The following is a 17,681-nucleotide window of genomic DNA, read 5'->3' as shown; positions in this document are numbered from 1 at the left end:
GGGCCCATCGCCGTACGGGGGGGCGCCGCTACAGGAACGCCAGGTTCACGATCCAGAACGACACCGCGGCCACCACCGCGGCGGCCGGCATCGTGATGAACCACCCCATGATGATGTTCTTCGCGACCCCCCACCGCACGGCGTTGACCCGCTTCGTGGCGCCCACACCCATGATCGCCGAGGTGATCACGTGCGTCGTGGAGATCGGCGCGTGGAACAGGAACGCGGACCCGAACATGATCGAGGCCCCCGTCGTCTCCGCGGCGAACCCCTGCGGCGGATCCAGCTCGATGATCTTCCGCCCCAGCGTCCGCATGATCCGCCAGCCGCCCGCGTACGTCCCGAGCGACAGCATCAGCGCGCAGGCGAGCTTCACCCACACCGGGATCGGGTCGCCGTAGTCCTCGACATCGGCGATGACCAGCGCCATCACCACGATGCCCATCGTCTTCTGCGCGTCCTGCAGACCGTGCCCCAGCGCCATACCCGCCGCCGACACCGTCTGCGCGATGCGGAAGCCGCGCTTCGCCTTGTGCGGATTGGCCCGCCGGAAGATCCACATGATCGCGGTCATCACCAGGTAACCGGCGACCAGACCGATCACCGGCGACACGAACATGGGGATGACGATCTTGTCGACGACCCCGTGCCAGTACACGGTCGTGCTCCCGGCCAGCGCCGCGCCGACCATGCCGCCGAACAGCGCGTGCGAGGACGAGGACGGCAGGCCGAAGTACCAGGTGATGAGGTTCCAGACGATGGCGCCCACGAGCGCCGCGAAGAGGATCCCCATCCCCTTCGAACCCTCGGGGGTCTGGATCACCCCCTCACTCACGGTCTTGGCGACCCCGGATCCCATGAACGCGCCTGCCAGGTTCATGACCGCCGCCATGGCGAGCGCCGCCCGGGGCGTCAGCGCACGCGTCGACACGGAGGTGGCGATCGCGTTGGCCGAATCGTGGAAACCGTTGGTGTAGGTGAAGAAGAGCGCGACCCCGATGGTCACGACCAGTGCAAAGGTGTCCATGAACGGCTCAGGACTCCTTGACGGCGATGGTCTCCACCGTGTTCGCCACGTGCTCGAACGCGTCGGCCGCTTCCTCCAGCACGTCCACGATCTGCTTCAGCTTCAGCACCTCGATGGCTTCGTACGAGCCGTTGAAGAGGTGGGCGAGCAGCTTGCGGTGGACCTGGTCGGCCTGGTTCTCCAGCCGGTTGACCTCGATCCAGTACTCGGTGAGGTTGTCCATGGTGCGCAGGTTCGGCATGGCCTCGGCGGTCAGCTCGGCGGCCCGCGCCAGCACCTCGATCTGCTGGTCGACGCCCTTGGGCAGCTCCTCGACGTTGTAGAGGACGACCAGGTCGACGGCCTCCTCCATGAAGTCCATGATGTCGTCGAGGGAGGAGGCGAGATTGTAGATGTCCTCGCGGTCGAAGGGCGTGATGAACGAGGAGTTCAGCTGGTGGAAGATCGCGTGCGTGGCGTCGTCACCCGCGTGTTCGGCGGCCCGCATACGCTCTGCGATCTCGGCCCGGGCGGATGCGTCCGCCCCGAGCAGTTCCATCAGGAGCTTGGAGCCCGTGACGATGTTGTCCGCGGAGGCGGCGAACATGTCGTAGAAGCTCGTCTCCCTGGGGGTCAGACGAAAGCGCACGTTGGGGTCCTCGGGGTGCATCGGTTTCGGTCAGGCTGATGCTAGGCGCATCATCCGGCCACTGCTAACGGGCCGTCCCCCAGTGTCGCCCATCGGGCAGAGTGATGAGCAGGGGGGCGACGTCGGCGCTCCGGCAAGGGCCCCCTACCCGGGAAAGTTCGTTACCATATACCCACCAGGGGTATATGTCCGTATCAGGAGGACGCGATGACGACCACCGAGGCCGGCGCGGGTGCGCCCTCCTCCGCCGCGGACCCGGCGGTGGACCAGGTGGAGACGGACGGCACGGACATCGTGACCGACCACGACCGCGGCGTGCACGGGTACCACAAGCAGAAGGACGAGCACCTCAAACGCCTGCGCCGGATCGAGGGCCAGATCCGCGGCCTGCAGCGGATGGTCGACGAGGACGTCTACTGCATCGACATACTGACCCAGGTCTCCGCCTCCACGAAGGCCCTGCAGTCCTTCGCGCTGCAACTGCTGGAGGAGCACCTGCGCCACTGCGTCGCCGACGCGGCCCTCAAGGGCGGTACGGAGATCGACGCGAAGGTGGAAGAGGCGACGAAGGCCATCGGCCGCCTACTGCGTACGTGAACGCTCCTCGGCCACGCGCAGCACCTCGTCGATGCTCTCCAGGCTGAGCCGCTCACGGGCGGCCGACGCCGCGATGATCAGCTCGCCGCACAGCTCGATCTCGGCGAGGGCCACGTGGTCCTGAACCGCCGTACCGCCGACCGGAGCCACACGCGTCACCTCGTCTCTGCCGTCACCGACTTCCTAGAGTAGGGAGCGGCCTACGCACCGCGCATGGCACGGAAGGGCTAGTTCTTGCCGTCCACCGCCGTGTCGCCCGGCTCCGCGGCGATCTTGCCGGCGTAGATGTCCTGGTCCTCGGGCAGCCGTACGCGGACGGCGGCGCCGAAGTCGTAGAGCAGCGTCGTCGAGTCGACGTCCACGATGCCGGTGCCGCTCTCCCGCCCGTTGGAGAAGCTGAAGCGGTGCCGGACCTTGCGGATGCGGCCCTCGTCGTCGAGGTAGGCGTCGAACGGCACCTCGGCGGTGGCGAACCCCTCGGCCGCCGCGGCCAGCGCCTTCCTGTTGCCCTCCGAGGCACCGCGCGCCGCCCGCGCGAGATCGGCGGTCCCCCGGTAGTGCCGCACCTCGGTCCCGGCCAGCTCCGTGCGCCCCACGAACTTCGCCGTCCGCGTCCCCCGCAGCACCTCGGCGGCGGCGAACGGGTCCGTCGCGCCGCCGGTCACCAGGTTCCCGTCGGACAGCGAGGCGGTCTCCACCCGCACCCACTTGTCGTCGGGCACACCGGCTCCCCGGTTCTTCATGAACAGGGCCCCCGGGGCCAGCAGTTCCGTGATCGGCCGGTGCTCGCTCGACCCCGCCGGGTCCTGCGGCAGCCGTACCTTCAACCGCCCGAGCCGCGTCTCGAAGTCGTACACGCCCTCGCCCCGGATGGTCACCCGCGTCCCGCCGCTGGCCATCTGCATCGCGGTACGCGCCTTGGCGCTCCCGGCGGCCACCAGCCGGTCGGCGGCCCGGTGCAGCACGGCGACCGGATCGCCGCCGTCCGCCCCCTGGACCGCGGCCCCCTGCCCGGAACACCCGGCGACGGCCAGACAGACGCAGACCACACCGCCGGCGAGGGCGGGACCGCCGCCCGGCCTCCCACTCCGCAGCTCCCGCTCCCGCCCGACCATCGCCACCTGCTATCCCAAGCCGTCACGCCCGTTCCGGACCCCGTGCCGTCCCGCTTAACGAGGGGCAGGCGACCCCGGTAACGTTGTGGGCGTGGCGCAGCAGGACGGTCTCGAAGCCCCCGGGGACGCACCGGAGCACCTGACGACAACGGTCGAGCAAGGCCCCTTCTGCCTGGCCCGCTGCACCTGCGGCTGGCGAGGCCCGGCCCGCAGAGCCAGAAGCCAGGCCCGCACCGACGCCCAGACCCACACCACCGCCACGTAGCCGCGGGGCCCCCCGTAGCTGCGGGCAGTCGTGCCTCCCCCAGTGCCTGAACGGCCTGGGAGGTACCCCCAGGCGGCACGGGTGGGCGGTGGGGCTGCCTCCCGCTCGAGCGAAGCCGAGAGTGGGGGAGGCACCCGGCGGCGCCGGTCAGTGCCCCCACCCCCGGCCGCCACCGACGCCGTACACCTGTCCACTGCCGCACACCCACCGCACCCCAGGGAACCCAACCCCCCACACCCCCGTCTCCCTCCACGACCCCCCACGGGACGCGGAGGCGACATGCACCGGCGCACATTCCTCAGCACCACCACAGCCGCCGCCCTGGCGGCCACCACGACCGCCTGCACAGGCAAGGACCACTCCCCAGGCACCGACTCCAAAGCCACCGGAGCCACCACCCCAACCACCACCACCCGCACCGCCAAGGTCGGCAACGGCGCCCCCCGCACCCCCACGCCCAAGGCCCCCGCCACCTGGACCGCCCTCGCCAAGTCCCTGGACGGCCCACTCGTCCGCCCCGGCGACCGCACCTGGAAAACGGCCCACCAGCTCTACAACACCCGCTTCGACACCCTGAAGCCCAGCGCCGTCGCCTACGCCGCCCACCCCGACGACATCCGCACGGCCCTCTCCTACGCCCGCGCCCACCACATCCCCGTGGCGATCCGCAACGGCGGCCACTCCTACGCCGGCTGGTCCTCGGGCGACGGCCGCCTGATCATCGACGTCTCGAAGCTGAACCGCGTCCGCGCCTCCGCCGGCGAGGCGGTCGTCGGCGGAGGCGCCAAGCTGATCGACGTCTACCGCGCCCTCGCCGCGAAGGGCGTGACCGTCCCGGCCGGCTCCTGCCCCACCGTCGGCGTCTCCGGCCTCACCCTCGGGGGCGGTCACGGCGTCGTCTCCCGCGCCTACGGCCTGACCTGCGACAGCCTCACCCGGGCCACGCTGATCACGGCGGACGGCAAGGAGATCACCGCCGACGCGGCGGGCGGCCACAAGGACCTCTTCTGGGCCCTGCGCGGCGCGGGCAACGGCAACTTCGGCATCGTCACGGAGTTCCACTTCCGCACCCACCCCGCGCCCCGGGCGGTGTCGGCGTACCTGACCTGGCCCTGGCGGAAGGCCGCCGCGGTCGTCCGCGCCTGGCAGGAGTGGGGCCCGGACCAGCCCGACGAGATCTGGTCCTCCCTCCACCTGGCCACCGCCCCCGGCCGCACCCCCACCGTCTCGGTCGCCGCCTTCTCCCTCGGCACCTACGGCGAGCTCCAGAACGCCGTGGACCGCCTCGCCGACCGCGTCGGATCGTCCGCGAGCCACGTCTCCCTCAAGCGCCGCACGTACGAGGAGTCGATGGAGATGTACGCGGGCTGCTCGTCGTTCTCGAGCGACGCCCGCTGCCACCTCCCGGGCTCCGTGCCCGGCCACTCGCCGGAGGGGGCACTCGGCCGCGAGACGTACGCCGCCCGCTCGGACTTCTTCGACCGCCCCATCCCGGCGGCCGGCATCAAGGCCCTGCTCTCCCACCTGACCACCCCCGTGCGCGGCGGCGCCGGCAGCATCGCGTTCACGGCACTCGGCGGCGCGGTGAACCGCGTCTCCCCGACGGCCACCGCGTTCGTGCACCGGCGCTCCCGGACGCTGGCCCAGTACATCGCCTCGTGGCGGCCGGGCACGAGCGGCACGGCGGCCCAGTCCTGGCTGAAATCCACCCACGGCGCGATGCACCCGTACGCCTCGGGCGCCGCCTATCAGAACTACACGGACCCGACCCTGAAGGACTGGCGGAAGGCCTACTACGGAGACGCGGCCCCGCGCCTGGCGCGTCTCAAGCACCAGTACGACCCGGACCGCGTCTTCACCTACCCACAGGCGCTGTGAACGTCAGGCGGCGAGATCCCGCTCGCCCGACGCCTCGGAGGCACTCTCCTTCCGTGCGCCCGGGACCACGGCGCCGCGCCCGGCGCCACCCGTCCGCCCGCGCGCGCTGATCAGCCACCCCACCCGGGGCGCGCGCTCGACGGCCCGGGTCAGCGGCGTCAGCAGGGCCATCGCGACCGGCGACAGCAGCAGCGCGACCGCCGTACCGAGCGCGAACCCGCCCACGACGTCCGTCGGATAGTGCACGCCCATGTAGACCCGGGCGAAGCCGCCGAACAGGGCCAGCACGATCGCGGCGATGCCGAACTTCCGGTTGGCGACGAAGAGTCCGACCGCCAGGGCCATGCAGAGCGTGGCGTGGTCGCTCACGAAGGAGAAGTCGTTCTTCCCCTCCACGAGCACTTCGAGCCCGTCATGCGACTTGAAGGGCCGGGGCCGCTCCACGAATCCCCGTATCGGCACGTTGACCAGGACCGCGACTCCGGCCGCGAGCGGCGCCCACACCAGCGCGGCCACGTTCGAGGCGGCGTCCTCGCCGCCGCGCCGCCGCACACCCCACCAGCACCACAGCACCAGCAGCACGATCGCGAACAGCAGTCCGTACTCACCGACGAACTCCATGACCCGGTCGAACCAGTGCGGCGCGTCCTTGGCCAGGCCGTTGATGTCGTAGAGCAGCTCGACGTCGGGGTTCGACCCGGATTCGGCGAGTCCAGCCATGGTGCTGCGGCCCCTTCGTCATGTCCTCCGGCGCACCGAACGCGCGCCTCTTCTGCCACCCCCGTGGTCAGCTGTACGTCAACAGGAACGCACGTCCCCTGTTGATACGTTCCACACTCCACTGAATGATCACGCAGACGTTATCGAAGAGAGACACGTCGCCGCAGCTCAGGGCAGGGTTTCACGCTGAGTTCACACCCTCCCATTCACACCGTGGTGGGCAGCGCTTTCGCGCCATCCTCGGTCACCCGGGTGGCCCCGAAGTAGTCGGGGGTGTCGATCGGGTCGAACCGGATCACGGCACCCGTCCGCGGCGCGTCGATCATGTACCCGCCGCCCACGTAGATCCCCACGTGCCGGATGGCGCGCGAGTTGGTGAGGTCGTCCGAGAAGAACACCAGGTCCCCCGGCAGCAGTTCGTCCCGCGCGGGATGCGCCCCGGCGTTGTACTGGTCGTTGGCGACCCGCGGCAGCTTGATCCCCACACTCTCGTACGCCGCCTTGGTCAGCCCCGAACAGTCGAACCGCCCGCCCTGATCGGCTGTCCCGTTCCCGCCCCACAGATACGGCGTCCCGAGCTTCTTCTGCGCGTAGGCGATGGCCCCGGCGGCCTGCTCCGACGGATCGACCCGGGTGGTGGGCGCGGCGAAGCTCTTCTCCAGGGTCGTGATCACCTTGACGTAGTTCTGCGTCTCCCTGTACGGCGGCACGCCCTGATACTTGATCACCGCGTAGGCCCCCGCGTTGTAGGAGGCCAGCATGTTCCTGGTGGGATCGCCGGGCACGTCCTTCACGTACGAGGCGAGGGAGCAGTCGTACGACGCCGCCGACGGAATCGCGTCCGCCGGGTCCCACACGTCCCGGTCCCCGTCCCCGTCGCCGTCGATGCCGTGGGTGGCCCACGTTCCGGGAATGAACTGCGCTATCCCCTGCGCCGCCGCCGCGCTCCGGGCCTGCGGGTTGAACCCGCTCTCCTGGTACAACTGGGCGGCGAGCAGCGCGGGGTTGATGGCGGGGCAGAGATTGCCCCACTTCTGCACGATCGCCTGGTACGCCGCGGGCACGCTCCCCTTGGCGAGCTTCTTGGCCCCGCCGCCCGCACCGCCGGCCAGGTTCCCGGCGACGAGGTAGACACCGACGACGAGCAGCATCACGAAGCCCATCCCCAGGGCAACCGCGACACCGGCACCGACCCACATCTTGCGCATGGTCCAACCATCCCCCATGGGCGCACGGTTCAGTGACGTTTCCCGGCCATGTCGGACTACCTGAAAGTCAGTCACACACCGTGATATCGGGCTGATTCGATCACACCGCAGAAGGGCTCAACGACGCAACCACGTAACAGGTTGCGCCCCGCATCATTGCCCGGCGTAACCTCACGTGATACACAGAGTGACCATACGACTCTCTACGCACCGTTCCGCACCACCCGGCCAGGGCCCGGCGCGGAACGGTGGCAAGCTATTCGTACGAAACCCGCCAATCAATGACGCCAAGTCGACATGCGACGGTGCCATTGTCGGTGACAATGAGGCTTGACCTCTGCATGTCCGCAGAGGATGCGGAACTACCCAACAGGGGCGGTGACTTACATGCTCTTTGCGGCCGACGAGGGAGACATCAACACCATCATCGGGGGGATCGCTCCGGACTGGGGCCCCTTCGGTGCGCTGGGGACCGAGGCCAAGACGATGGTCCAGGTCGTCATGGCCGTCGCCATCCTGCTCTGCCTCGGCATCGCCATCTGGGGCGCCGCCAAGCAGCGCATCGGCGCCACCGCGCTCCGGGACACCTTCAGCGCGGAGCAGGGCAAGGGCCTGATCGTCGCGGGGCTGACGGGCGTGTTCATCATCGGCTCGCTCGGCACGCTCTTCACCATCGTGTACGGGATGGCCGTGTAGCCCGGCACGCAACGGTTCCTCCCCCTCCATCCCACCCGCCCGTCGTGCCAACCGGCTGAGGTTGCGTTTCCCTGATGTCGAGTCATAACACCGCGCCCGAGCGGGAACCAGCACGGCTACCGTCGTACGTACACGGTCGACCCGACGTCGAGGGGGCGTACGCGGCATGAGTCTCGGAGACGATCACCACTCGTCCGGCGATTACGGCGGTGCCGGTCAGACCCGGCTCCGGCTGCCGGAGGAAGAGGGCGGCCCCCGACGCGGCGGCCGCTCCTCCTCGCGGAGCCTGGTCACCGTGGTCGGCGTCGTCGTCCTGCTCATCGCCGCGATCGCCTTCGCGAACCGCGGAGGAGACGATTCCGCATCCGCGGAGGGCGGCGACGGGGACAAGCCGAAGACGTCGGCGACGGCACCCTCGGGGACGCGCCCGGTCCAGTCGGGCTTCGCCCATGACGAGCAGGGGGCACAGAGCGCGGCGGCGAACTACGCGGTGACTCTCGTGTCGGCCGACATCTTCAAGCCTGCCCAGCGGAACGACATCGTGCGGCAGGTCTTCGTGGCCGACAAGCAGGCCGCTCTCGCCGCCAAGTTCGACAAGGTCTACAGCGAAGAGTTCCTCAGCAGCATCGGCCTGGACAAGAACGGCAACGCCACAGGTGGCAACACCTATGTGTCGCGCACCATGCCGATCGGGACCAAGGCCACGCAGTACTCCGACACCAACGCGACCGTGGACGTCTGGTGCACGGGTGTGTTCGGCACAGCGGGTGAGAAGACCACCACCCCCGTCAGCAGCGACTGGTTCACCATGACCCTGCAGCTGCGCTGGGTGGACAGCGACTGGAAGGTGGAGTCCTTCTCACAGAAGGACGGCCCGGCGCCAGTCCCGGGCGACAACAAGGCCTCCAGCGCCGAAGAGATGTCCAAGGCCGTCCAGGAGTACGGAGGGTTCACGTATGCCCGCTAACCAGCGTCGCGTACTCAAGGCCGCCGCTGCCTTGACCGCCGTACAGACCGCGCTCGTGCTGCTCGCCACGCGTGCCGCCGCGGCACCCACGCCGTCGCCGACCCCGTCGGACGACAACTGCGACCTCATCGTGGGCCCCGCCAAGGACTACTGCGAACGAGGCGAAGGCGGTGGCTCCGGTGGGGGTGGGGGGACCACCCCCGACACCCTCCCCAACACCCTCGACCCCCTCTCCTCCCTCGCCAAGGGCTGTGCCGACGCCGCCGCCTGGACCGTCGACACGCTCAGCGACGCCGTGAAGAACACCGCCGACGTCGACTTCACGAACGACACGTTCCTCAAGCAGTACGCCGTCGTCTTCGCGGCCTCCGCGTTCCTGACCCTGATCCTCTGGCTGCTCGCCGTGGCCAAGCGCGCCGTCCGCGGCGTCCCGCTCACCACCGCGCTCTCCGAGGCCGTCGGGTTCCTCTGGCTCACCGTCCTGGCGTCGGCCTTCACGCCGTTGATCCTGTACACGGTCGTGTCGGCCACCGACGCCGTGACCGAGGTCCTGGCCAAGGGCACCGGCGACCAGACGGACACCTTCTTCGGCACGTTCTCCGAGGCGCTGAAGCAGGGCAACGACATCGGCGGCGGCCCGATCATGCTGATCCTGGTGTCGTTCGTGTCGATCGTCGCCGCCGGCGTGCTCTACCTGGAGCTGTACCTGCGCGCCGTCCTGCTCTACGTCGGCGCCCTGCTCGGCGTCGTCGTCTACGCGGGCCTGGTCGACAAGAACCTGTGGGGCCACGTCCGCCGCTGGGCCGGCATCATGATCGCCGTGATCATGGTCAAGCCCGTGATCGTCATCGTGCTGGGCCTCGCGGGCGCGCTGACCACGGCGGACGGGCCCGACTCCGTGGCCGCCATCGTGTCCGGCCTCGCCATCATCCTGCTCGCGATCTTCGCCTCCGCGATGATCTACCGCTTCGTCCCCGGCTTCGGCGACGAGATCGCCAACGGCCGCAACAACCGGATCATGCAGGGCGCCGAGGGCAAGGCCGCCGCCGTGATCAGCTCCCCGGCGAACCTCGTCGCCCAGGGCATCAGAACCCACAGCAGCCGCAACAACGGCGACAGCGGCGGCGGGCCGTCCTCGTCCTCCGCCGCGGCCCGCCCCTCGAACCCCGCCTCCGGCGGAGTCGCCGCGCACAGCTCGCGCCCCTCGAACGGCGGCGGCGGAAATGTCCCCTCCGCCGCACCCGCACCCGCACCGCGCTCCGGCAGCCCGGTGAACACACCGCACGCAAGCAACACCCGCAACAGCAAGAGCACAGGAGGTGACGGGCGTTGACGACCGAGTCCCACGTGTCCCACACGGTCACGCCCCGCCGTACGTATCTGATCGGCCGCGCCCGGCCGAACGCGATCGTCGGCCGCAACCGCGAGACCGGAGAGATCGCGCTGATCGTCGCGGGCGCGTTCCTCGGCATGATGTGCGGGCTCCTCGTCCCCGTCCTGAGCCTGCGCATCGTGCTGCTCGCCGGCTTCCCGATGCTCGCGCTGGCGGCCGTCTACGTGCCGTACAACCACCGGACGTTCTACCGGTGGTTCGAGATCAACCGCAGCTACAAGCGCACGCTCCGCAAGGGCACCACCTACCGCTCCGGCGCCATCGAGGCCGGTACCAGGATCGACGGCCAGGAGATCGAGGTCGGCCCGCCGCCCGGCATCGGCCGGATCTCCTGGCTGGCGGCGCCCTTCGGGCCCGACGAGATCGCCGTACTGCTGCACGCCGACCGCAAGACCGTCACGGCCGCCATCGAGATCGAGGGCCCCGGCGTCGGCCTGCGCGACTCCGAGGACCAGGAAGCCCTCGTCGACCGCTTCGGCACCCTGCTCAAGCATGTGGCCAACGGCGACGGCTTCGTCACCCGCATCCAGATGCTCGCCCGCACCCTCCCGGCCGACCCCGACGCGCACGCCAAGGACGTCGCCCAGCGTGGCGACGCCAGGTCACCGGCCTGGCTGCAGCAGTCGTACGACCAGCTCCAGTCGATGGTGTCCACCAGCAGCGAGCAGCACCGCGCCTACCTGATCGCCTGCATGCACTACAACCGCGAGCTGGCCGCCGAGGCGCACACCATGGCCCGCGCCGCCCGGCCGCACAGCGGGCGCAAGCTGGACCGGGACGCCGGTCTCGCGGTCGTGATGGCGCGCGAGCTGACCGACATCTGCTCCCGTCTCCAGGAAGCCGACATCCGCGTCCGCCAGCCGCTGGGCCAGGGCCGGCTCGCCTCCCTGATCCACGCCATGTACGACCCGGACCACCCGATCGACCACATCCAGGCGATGACCAAGCGCAACGCCTGGCCGGCCGAGCTGGACGCCATGGAGCCCACCTACCTCCAGGCCAAGACCCGCGAGTCCGCCACGCGCGCCCCCTGGTGCCACGCCACCGCCTGGATCAAGGAGTGGCCGATGACCCCGGTGGGCGTCAACTTCCTGGCCCCGCTCCTGGTCCACACCCCGGACGTGATCCGCACGGTCGCCGTCACCATGGACCTCGAACCCACCGAGGTCGCCATCGAGCGGATGCTGACCGAGAAGACGAACGACGACGCCGAGGCCTCCCGCGCCGCCAAGATGAACCGCACCGTGGACCCCCGCGACATCGCCGCCCACGGCCGCCTCGACCAGCGCGGCGAGGACCTCGCCAGTGGCGCGGCCGGCGTCAACCTGGTCGGCTACATCACCGTCTCCTCCCGCAACCCCGAGGCGCTGGCCCGCGACAAGCGGACGATAAGGGCCTCGGCCGGGAAGTCGTACCTGAAACTGGAGTGGTGCGACCGTGAGCACCATCGCGCCTTCGTGAACACTCTTCCGTTCGCCACCGGCATCCGAAGGTAGGGGCTGAGCCTGATGCGGGACCCGCTGACCGTCCTCACCGACGCCTTCACGTCCTTCCTGTTCGGGAAGGTGGAGACGACCCGCCTCCCCGTCCGCACGTCCACCGGCCAGGCCCAGGCTGTCTACCTGCCCACGGCCGCCCCCGGCCTCGGCGACTCCGGCGTGATCATCGGCCGCGAGGTCTACTCCGGCAAGGGCTACATCTACGACCCCTTCCAGCTGTACGGCCAGCAGCTCCCCGCCCCGCACTGGCTGGTGCTGGGCGAGTCCGGCAACGGCAAGTCGGCCCTCGAGAAGACGTACGTCCTGCGCCAGCTCCGCTTCCGCGACCGCCAGGTCGTCGTCCTGGACGCCCAGGGCGAGGACGGCGTCGGCGAGTGGAACCTCATCGCCGAGGAGCTGGGCATAACTCCCATCCGCCTCGACCCGATGGCCGCCCTGGACCACGGCATCCGGCTCAACCCGCTGGACCCGGCGATCACGACGACGGGCCAGCTGGCGCTGCTCCGGACGATCATCGAGGTCGCCATGGGCCACGGCCTGGACGAGCGCTCCGGCTTCGCCCTCAAGGTCGCGCATGCCTACGTCAACGAGACCATCGTCGAGCGCCAGCCGGTCCTCACCGACATCGTCGAGCGGCTCCGCCACCCCGAGCCGGAGTCCGCCGAGGCGATGAACGTCGCCATAGACGACGTACGGGCCTGGGGCCTGGACGTGGCGCTGGTCCTGGACCGCCTCGTCGACGGTGACCTGCGCGGCATGTTCGACGGCCCGACGACGGTCGGCATCGACCTCGACGCCCCGCTCATCGTCTTCGACCTCTCCCACATCGACCGCAACTCCATCGCCATGCCCATCCTCATGGCCATCGTGGGCGTGTGGCTGGAGCACACCTGGATCCGGCCCGACCGGAAGAAGCGCATCTTCCTGGTCGAGGAGGCCTGGCACATCATCAACAGCCCGTTCGTGGCGCAGCTGTTCCAGCGGCTGCTGAAGTTCGGGCGCCGGCTCGGTCTGTCGTTCGTGGCGGTGGTGCACCACCTGTCGGACGTCGTCGACGGGGCGGCCGCCAGAGAGGCCGCGGCCATCCTCAAGATGGCCTCCACCCGGACCATCTACGCCCAGAAGGCCGACGAGGCACGGGCCACCGGACGCGTCCTCGGCCTGCCCCGCTGGGCGGTGGAGATCATCCCCTCCCTCACCCCCGGCATCGCGGTGTGGGACGTCAACGGCAACGTCCAGGTGGTCAAGCACCTGATCACCGAGACCGAACGCCCCCTGGTCTTCACCGACCGCGCGATGACCGAGTCCTCCGCCGACCACCTGACCGACGACGCGCTGCGCGCCGCGGAGCTGGAGGCGGAGGAGCGGGCGGCGGCGTTCATGGAGCAGCACATCGGCGACTCGTCGGAATCGACGGTGGCGTAGGACGCGAAACGGAGAGGCACCGGACGCATGAGACCGGACGACCGCCGCGATCAGCGGCCGGCCCAGGGCGGCATCCCCGACGGCCTGCTGATCGGCATACTGGCCTTCCTCCTCGGCATGACCCTGCTGGTGTGGACGGCGACCGGCCTGTCCGCCCTGTTCGCCCACGGCGCCTGGCCGGCCGGCGTCAGCTTCACCGGGACCCCGCAGGCCATGCGCCAGCTGATCGCCCAGCCCCACGACCTCCCCGGCGCCTGGCCGGACGCCCCTCGGACGGCACTCTCCGGATACGGGCTGTTCTGGGGCCTGTTCATCGGCCAGCTGATGGTGCTGGTGGTGCTGGCGGTGTTCGTGATGGGCACGGTGGCGCGATGGCGTGCGGTACGGCAGCGACGGCGCGAGGAACCGGTGCCGGCTCCGGCACCGGTGGCGCAGGAGACGGCGGTCCAGGAGACGCTGGTCCAGGAGACCCGGGTCGAGGACGTACCAGCGCACGAGGTACCCACCCCGAGGACCCCGCAACAGGCCCCCGTGACTCCACACACTCCGGCCCGGGAGACCGACCACCCCTCAGCTTCTCTGCTGAAGGGCAAACGGGTGGGTGGGTGGGAAGCAACCCGCGCCGAAGGCGCGGTGCACTACGGCCCCAAGGCCAGCCGCCACGAAACCGCAACCGCCGCCCTGCGGGACGCGGAAGCCGCCGCCCTCGTCATCACCTCCAACCCCGCCCTCTGGTCGGAGACCAAGGACGCCCGCGCCAAACTCGGCCCCACCCACCTCTACGACCCGAACCACCTCTGCGACACCCCCGCCCGCTTCCACTGGTCCCCCACCGCGGGCTGCGAGGACAGGGCGACCGCCACCGCCAGGGCCGCCGCCCTGCTCACCCCGGTCCGCCCCACCGCCCGCCTCGACCAGGCGGTCGGCGACACGGCCGAACTGCTGCTGCGGAGCTACCTCCACGCCGCCGCCATCGACGGCCGCACCGTCCGCCACGTCCACCGCTGGTCGCAGGGCCTCCAGGTCCAGGACGCCGTCCGCATCCTGCGTACTCATCCCAAGGCCGCCCCCGGTTCCGCGGGAGAACTCGAAGGGTCCCTCACCGCCCACCCCGAGCGCCGGGACATGGCCCAGCAGCTGACCGCGCGGGCCCTGGCCGCGCTGTCCACGGTCAACATCCGCGAGGCGTGCACTCCCAACCGAAATGATGCCCTCGCCTTGGATTCCTTCGTCCATGAACAGGGCACCCTTTACGTGGTGGGTGAATCCATTGAGGACCCCCGCACGAGCCCGGGCGCGATGCCGCTGCTGACGGCGCTCGTCTCCAGCGTGGTCGAGCGCGGCCGGCGCATGGCCGAACGGTCATCCTCCGGTCGCCTCGACCCACCAATGACACTCGTCCTGGACGACGTCGCGGCCGTGGCCCCGCTCCCCCAGCTCCCGGAACTGCTGGCCACCGGCACGGACATCGGCATGCCGACCCTGGCCCTGCTCCGCTCCCGTGAACAGGGCCGGGCCCGCTGGCCCCACGACGAGCTTCCCGTCTGACCGGAGCGCGGGCCGGGTCAGCGCTCGAGCACGTACTCCAACTCGTGGTCGCCGGGCCCGCCCACCAGCGGCACCGTCCGCCCGCTCGGCACGAACCCGGCCTTGCGGTAGGCCCCCTGCGCCCGCCCGTTGTCCGGATGCACGATGAGCCGCATCCGCTCCGCGCCGTGCGCCCACGCCCACTCCAGACCCGCGTCGAACAACGCCTTGGTCAGCCCGCTCCCCCGCCATTCGGACCGTACGAACACTCCGACGACGTGCCCCTGCCGCCGCTCCACCGGAAACCCGGCCCAGTCCGTACTCCCGGCCTCCTCCATGAGCACGGTCAGCGTGCCGAGCCACAGTCCGCCGGGCCCCACGGCCACGAGCTGCTGCGCCCCGGCAGCCCCTTCGGCGCCCCCGGCCGCCCGCTCCTGCCAGAAGGAGTCCGGCCGCGCGGCCGCGTCGTCGTACGTCTCCAGGTACGCGAGGTCCGCGACCGGATCCCGCAGCGCCCGCAGCCGCAGTTCCCTCACCGCGGGCCATTCGTCGGCGCGTATGGAGCGGATCACGTAGTCACCGGGGACCGAGGCACTCATGCCGGCCACCGTAATACCCGGGTACTAGGCCCCTCACCTCATATACGGCCCCCCGGGCGGACGCCCGCCGCGCTCCGACCCCCGACCATGGTCGGATGGAGCCCGTGAAGCCGGTGCCGGAACACCGAGCCGCCGAACCACTCACCGAGTACGTCCAACGCGTCAGCCGGCGGCTCCGTGCCTTCGACCACCGCCATCCGCTCGTGTGGGACCTCCTCCTCACCGGCTTCTGGGTACTGGCCGCCCTGATCGACGCCACGGGCGGCGGCTGGCGCAACGTCGCCCACGACCCCGGCGTTCCCGTCGGCCTCGTCCTCGTGCTCAGCCTCGCCCTCTCCGTCCCCCTTCTCTGGCGCCGCGGTCACCCGAGGGCAGCCCTCCTCGTCACCCTGCCCGCGGCACTGGTGAGCGCCTGGTCGGGCGCCGCGCTCCAGGCCGCCCTGCTCCAGCTCCTCCTCGTCCACCACATCGCGCTGCGTCTGCCGCTGCGCAACCTCTGGTGGGTGGTGGCCCTGGTCATTGCCCCGACCTGCGTCACGGCCGCCCGCTACGGGGACAGTGCGGGCTCCTGGAACCAGCAGCTCGGCTCGCAGCTCCTCTCCATCGGCGTGGCCGCCCTGATCGGCATCACCGTCCGTGCCCGACGCGACCACACCGAGGTCCTCGAGGACCGCGCCCGCCGCCTGGAGACCGAACGCGACCAGCAGATCAGGCTCGCCGCCGCAGCCGAACGCGCGCGCATAGCCCGGGAGATGCACGACATCATCGGCCACAACCTCTCCGTCATCACCGGCCTCGCCGACGGCGGCCGGTACGCCGCCGCCAAGTCCCCCGACCGGGCCGCCCAGGCCCTCGACGCCATCGGCACCACCAGCCGCCAGGCCCTCGGCGAACTCCGCCGCCTCCTGGACGTCCTGCGCGACGACGACCATGACGGCACCGGCCCGTCGCCCGAACTGGCCCCGCAGCCCGCCCTCACCGACCTCGACCGCCTCCTCGACGGCGTCCGCCGGGCCGGCCTCCCCGTCCGCACCACCGTCAAGGGGGAGCCCGCACTCCCCGAGGGCCGCCAGCTCACGCTCTACCGCGTCATCCAGGAAGCCCTCACCAACACCCTCAAGCACGCCGGCCCCGACGCCACCGCCCATATCGACCTCTCCTATGAGGCGGGCGGCGCCGTCACCCTCACCGTCACCGACACGGGACGAGCGGCCCCGCTCCCGTCCCCCGCCCTCTCCGGCGGCCGCGGCCTGCCCGGCATGCGCGAGCGAACCTCCTTGTACGGGGGCACACTTGAGGCCGGCCCACGCCCGGCCCCCGAGCAAGGCTGGCGCGTCCATCTGCACCTACCGGAGGAACCCCCGCAGTGACCACCGTCCTCATCGCCGACGACCAGCCCCTCCAACGCTTCGGCTTCCGCATGCTCCTGGAGAGCCAGGACGACATGACGGTCGTGGGCGAGGCGGCCAACGGCGCCGAAGCGACCCGGATGACGGCCGAACTCCACCCCGACGTCGTCCTCATGGACGTCCGCATGCCCGGCCTGGACGGCATCGAGGCGACCCGTCGCATCGTCGCGGGCGGCGGCCGCACCCGCGTCCTCATCCTCACCACCTTCGACCTGGACGAGTACGCCTACTCCGGCCTGCGCGCCGGCGCCTCCGGCTTCCTGGTCAAGGACGCCCAGCCGGAGGAGCTCCTCTCCGGCATCCGCGCGGTGGCCACGGGCGACGCGGTGGTCGCCCCGAGCCTGACCCGCCGCCTGCTCGACGCCTACGTCCACCACCTCCCGGCCGCCACACAGCCGAGCCCGAGCGGTGCCCCCGACCCCCGCCTGACCACCCTCACGGACCGGGAGACCGAGATCCTGCGTGTCATGGGCCAGGGCTGGACCAACACGGAGATAGCCGAGCGCCTCCACCTCGCCGAGTCCACGGTGAAGACCCACGTCGGCCGCATCCTGGCCAAGACGGGTTCGAGGGACCGCGTCCAGGCCGTCATCCTGGCCTACGAGACAAAACTGGTCGGCTAGGAAATGGGGGCTGAACGCAGAAAACCCCGCACCGTTCCCGGTGCGGGGTTTCCTCGCAATAATTGTTCGGCGGCGTCCTACTCTCCCACAGGGTCCCCCCTGCAG

18 protein-coding genes are annotated in these 17,681 nt (G+C 70.6%); 11 read left to right on the top strand and 7 right to left on the bottom strand.

The genetic code is table 11. The features are described from left to right. Positions 1-28 precede the first annotated feature (28 nt). Together pitH and ACZ56V_RS28270 are read right to left on the bottom strand one after the other, a co-directional pair. Entirely contained in the window at positions 29-1,027 is a 999-nt protein-coding gene (gene pitH, locus ACZ56V_RS28275) for a low-affinity phosphate transporter PitH (protein WP_356364792.1), read from the bottom strand. Between the two features lie 7 nt (positions 1,028-1,034). Further along, positions 1,035-1,655: a DUF47 domain-containing protein gene (locus ACZ56V_RS28270; RefSeq protein ID WP_007451048.1), complete on the bottom strand. Its 621-nt coding sequence runs from the start codon at positions 1,653-1,655 to the stop codon at positions 1,035-1,037. Positions 1,656-1,862: 207 nt separating this feature from the next. Here ACZ56V_RS28270 and ACZ56V_RS28265 point away from each other — a divergent pair, with 207 nt between their 5' ends. Continuing rightward, a complete protein-coding gene (locus ACZ56V_RS28265; RefSeq protein ID WP_356364790.1) occupies positions 1,863-2,252 on the top strand; it encodes a metal-sensitive transcriptional regulator in 390 nt (129 codons plus the stop codon). Here ACZ56V_RS28265 and ACZ56V_RS28260 read toward each other — a convergent pair. Further along, positions 2,238-2,402: a hypothetical protein gene (locus ACZ56V_RS28260; protein ID WP_171987290.1), complete on the bottom strand. Its 165-nt coding sequence runs from the start codon at positions 2,400-2,402 to the stop codon at positions 2,238-2,240. The two genes, ACZ56V_RS28265 and ACZ56V_RS28260, sit on opposite strands and share 15 nt — an antisense overlap. A 77-nt stretch (positions 2,403-2,479) precedes the next feature. Continuing rightward, the gene (locus ACZ56V_RS28255) at positions 2,480-3,367 is read right to left on the bottom strand and encodes an SCO4651 family lipoprotein (protein ID WP_468946517.1); all 888 of its coding nucleotides are present in this window, start codon (positions 3,365-3,367) and stop codon (positions 2,480-2,482) included. Between the two features lie 91 nt (positions 3,368-3,458). Between ACZ56V_RS28255 and ACZ56V_RS28250 the strand changes: the two genes are divergently transcribed. Then, positions 3,459-3,632 carry a hypothetical protein gene (locus ACZ56V_RS28250; RefSeq protein ID WP_398914317.1) on the top strand — a complete coding sequence of 58 codons (174 nt, stop codon included), beginning with the start codon at positions 3,459-3,461 and terminating at the stop codon, positions 3,630-3,632. 279 nt (positions 3,633-3,911) lie between these two features. Beyond that, entirely contained in the window at positions 3,912-5,510 is a 1,599-nt protein-coding gene (locus ACZ56V_RS28245) for an FAD-binding oxidoreductase (protein WP_468946101.1), read from the top strand. 3 nt (positions 5,511-5,513) lie between these two features. Here the strand turns inward: ACZ56V_RS28245 and ACZ56V_RS28240 are convergent, their stop codons facing one another. Then, positions 5,514-6,230, bottom strand: a complete 717-nt coding sequence (locus ACZ56V_RS28240; RefSeq protein WP_468946098.1) for a phosphatase PAP2 family protein — start codon at positions 6,228-6,230, stop codon at positions 5,514-5,516. 206 nt (positions 6,231-6,436) lie between these two features. Then, positions 6,437-7,456: a C40 family peptidase gene (locus ACZ56V_RS28235; protein WP_398914311.1), complete on the bottom strand. Its 1,020-nt coding sequence runs from the start codon at positions 7,454-7,456 to the stop codon at positions 6,437-6,439. Positions 7,457-7,825: 369 nt separating this feature from the next. Between ACZ56V_RS28235 and ACZ56V_RS28230 the strand changes: the two genes are divergently transcribed. The 6 genes from ACZ56V_RS28230 (at position 7,826) to ACZ56V_RS28205 (ending at position 14,966) form a co-directional block, all read left to right on the top strand. Then, on the top strand, positions 7,826-8,134 hold the full coding sequence (locus tag ACZ56V_RS28230; RefSeq protein ID WP_104636152.1) for a hypothetical protein: 309 nt from the start codon (positions 7,826-7,828) through the stop codon (positions 8,132-8,134). 166 nt (positions 8,135-8,300) lie between these two features. Next, positions 8,301-9,101: a DUF8175 domain-containg protein gene (locus ACZ56V_RS28225; protein ID WP_468946095.1), complete on the top strand. Its 801-nt coding sequence runs from the start codon at positions 8,301-8,303 to the stop codon at positions 9,099-9,101. Next, the gene (locus tag ACZ56V_RS28220) at positions 9,091-10,434 is read left to right on the top strand and encodes an energy-coupling factor transporter transmembrane component T family protein (RefSeq protein ID WP_468946092.1); all 1,344 of its coding nucleotides are present in this window, start codon (positions 9,091-9,093) and stop codon (positions 10,432-10,434) included. Before ACZ56V_RS28225 ends, ACZ56V_RS28220 begins: the two co-directional genes overlap by 11 nt. Then, a complete protein-coding gene (locus ACZ56V_RS28215) occupies positions 10,431-11,990 on the top strand; it encodes an SCO6880 family protein (RefSeq protein WP_356364778.1) in 1,560 nt (519 codons plus the stop codon). Before ACZ56V_RS28220 ends, ACZ56V_RS28215 begins: the two co-directional genes overlap by 4 nt. 12 nt (positions 11,991-12,002) lie before the next feature. After that, positions 12,003-13,418: an ATP-binding protein gene (locus ACZ56V_RS28210; RefSeq protein ID WP_003974843.1), complete on the top strand. Its 1,416-nt coding sequence runs from the start codon at positions 12,003-12,005 to the stop codon at positions 13,416-13,418. A 27-nt stretch (positions 13,419-13,445) separates the two neighbouring features. After that, positions 13,446-14,966 carry a type IV secretory system conjugative DNA transfer family protein gene (locus ACZ56V_RS28205; RefSeq protein ID WP_468946089.1) on the top strand — a complete coding sequence of 507 codons (1,521 nt, stop codon included), beginning with the start codon at positions 13,446-13,448 and terminating at the stop codon, positions 14,964-14,966. A gap of 17 nt (positions 14,967-14,983) precedes the next feature. On the opposite strand, the gene ACZ56V_RS28200 is transcribed toward ACZ56V_RS28205, so the two are convergent. Further along, positions 14,984-15,544 carry a GNAT family N-acetyltransferase gene (locus ACZ56V_RS28200; RefSeq protein WP_467379432.1) on the bottom strand — a complete coding sequence of 187 codons (561 nt, stop codon included), beginning with the start codon at positions 15,542-15,544 and terminating at the stop codon, positions 14,984-14,986. Between the two features lie 95 nt (positions 15,545-15,639). Between ACZ56V_RS28200 and ACZ56V_RS28195 the strand changes: the two genes are divergently transcribed. Both ACZ56V_RS28195 and ACZ56V_RS28190 read left to right on the top strand, forming a co-directional pair. Then, positions 15,640-16,914, top strand: coding sequence for a sensor histidine kinase (locus tag ACZ56V_RS28195; protein ID WP_468946087.1), 1,275 nt, complete (start codon positions 15,640-15,642; stop codon positions 16,912-16,914). After that, positions 16,911-17,576 carry a response regulator gene (locus tag ACZ56V_RS28190; protein ID WP_398914300.1) on the top strand — a complete coding sequence of 222 codons (666 nt, stop codon included), beginning with the start codon at positions 16,911-16,913 and terminating at the stop codon, positions 17,574-17,576. Before ACZ56V_RS28195 ends, ACZ56V_RS28190 begins: the two co-directional genes overlap by 4 nt. The last annotated feature ends 105 nt before the right edge of the window (positions 17,577-17,681 follow it).

The organism is Streptomyces sp. NPDC034099, assembly GCF_055575415.1.
Note: the sequence above shows the minus strand (reverse complement) of the source record. Positions and strands in the feature narration are given on the sequence as shown.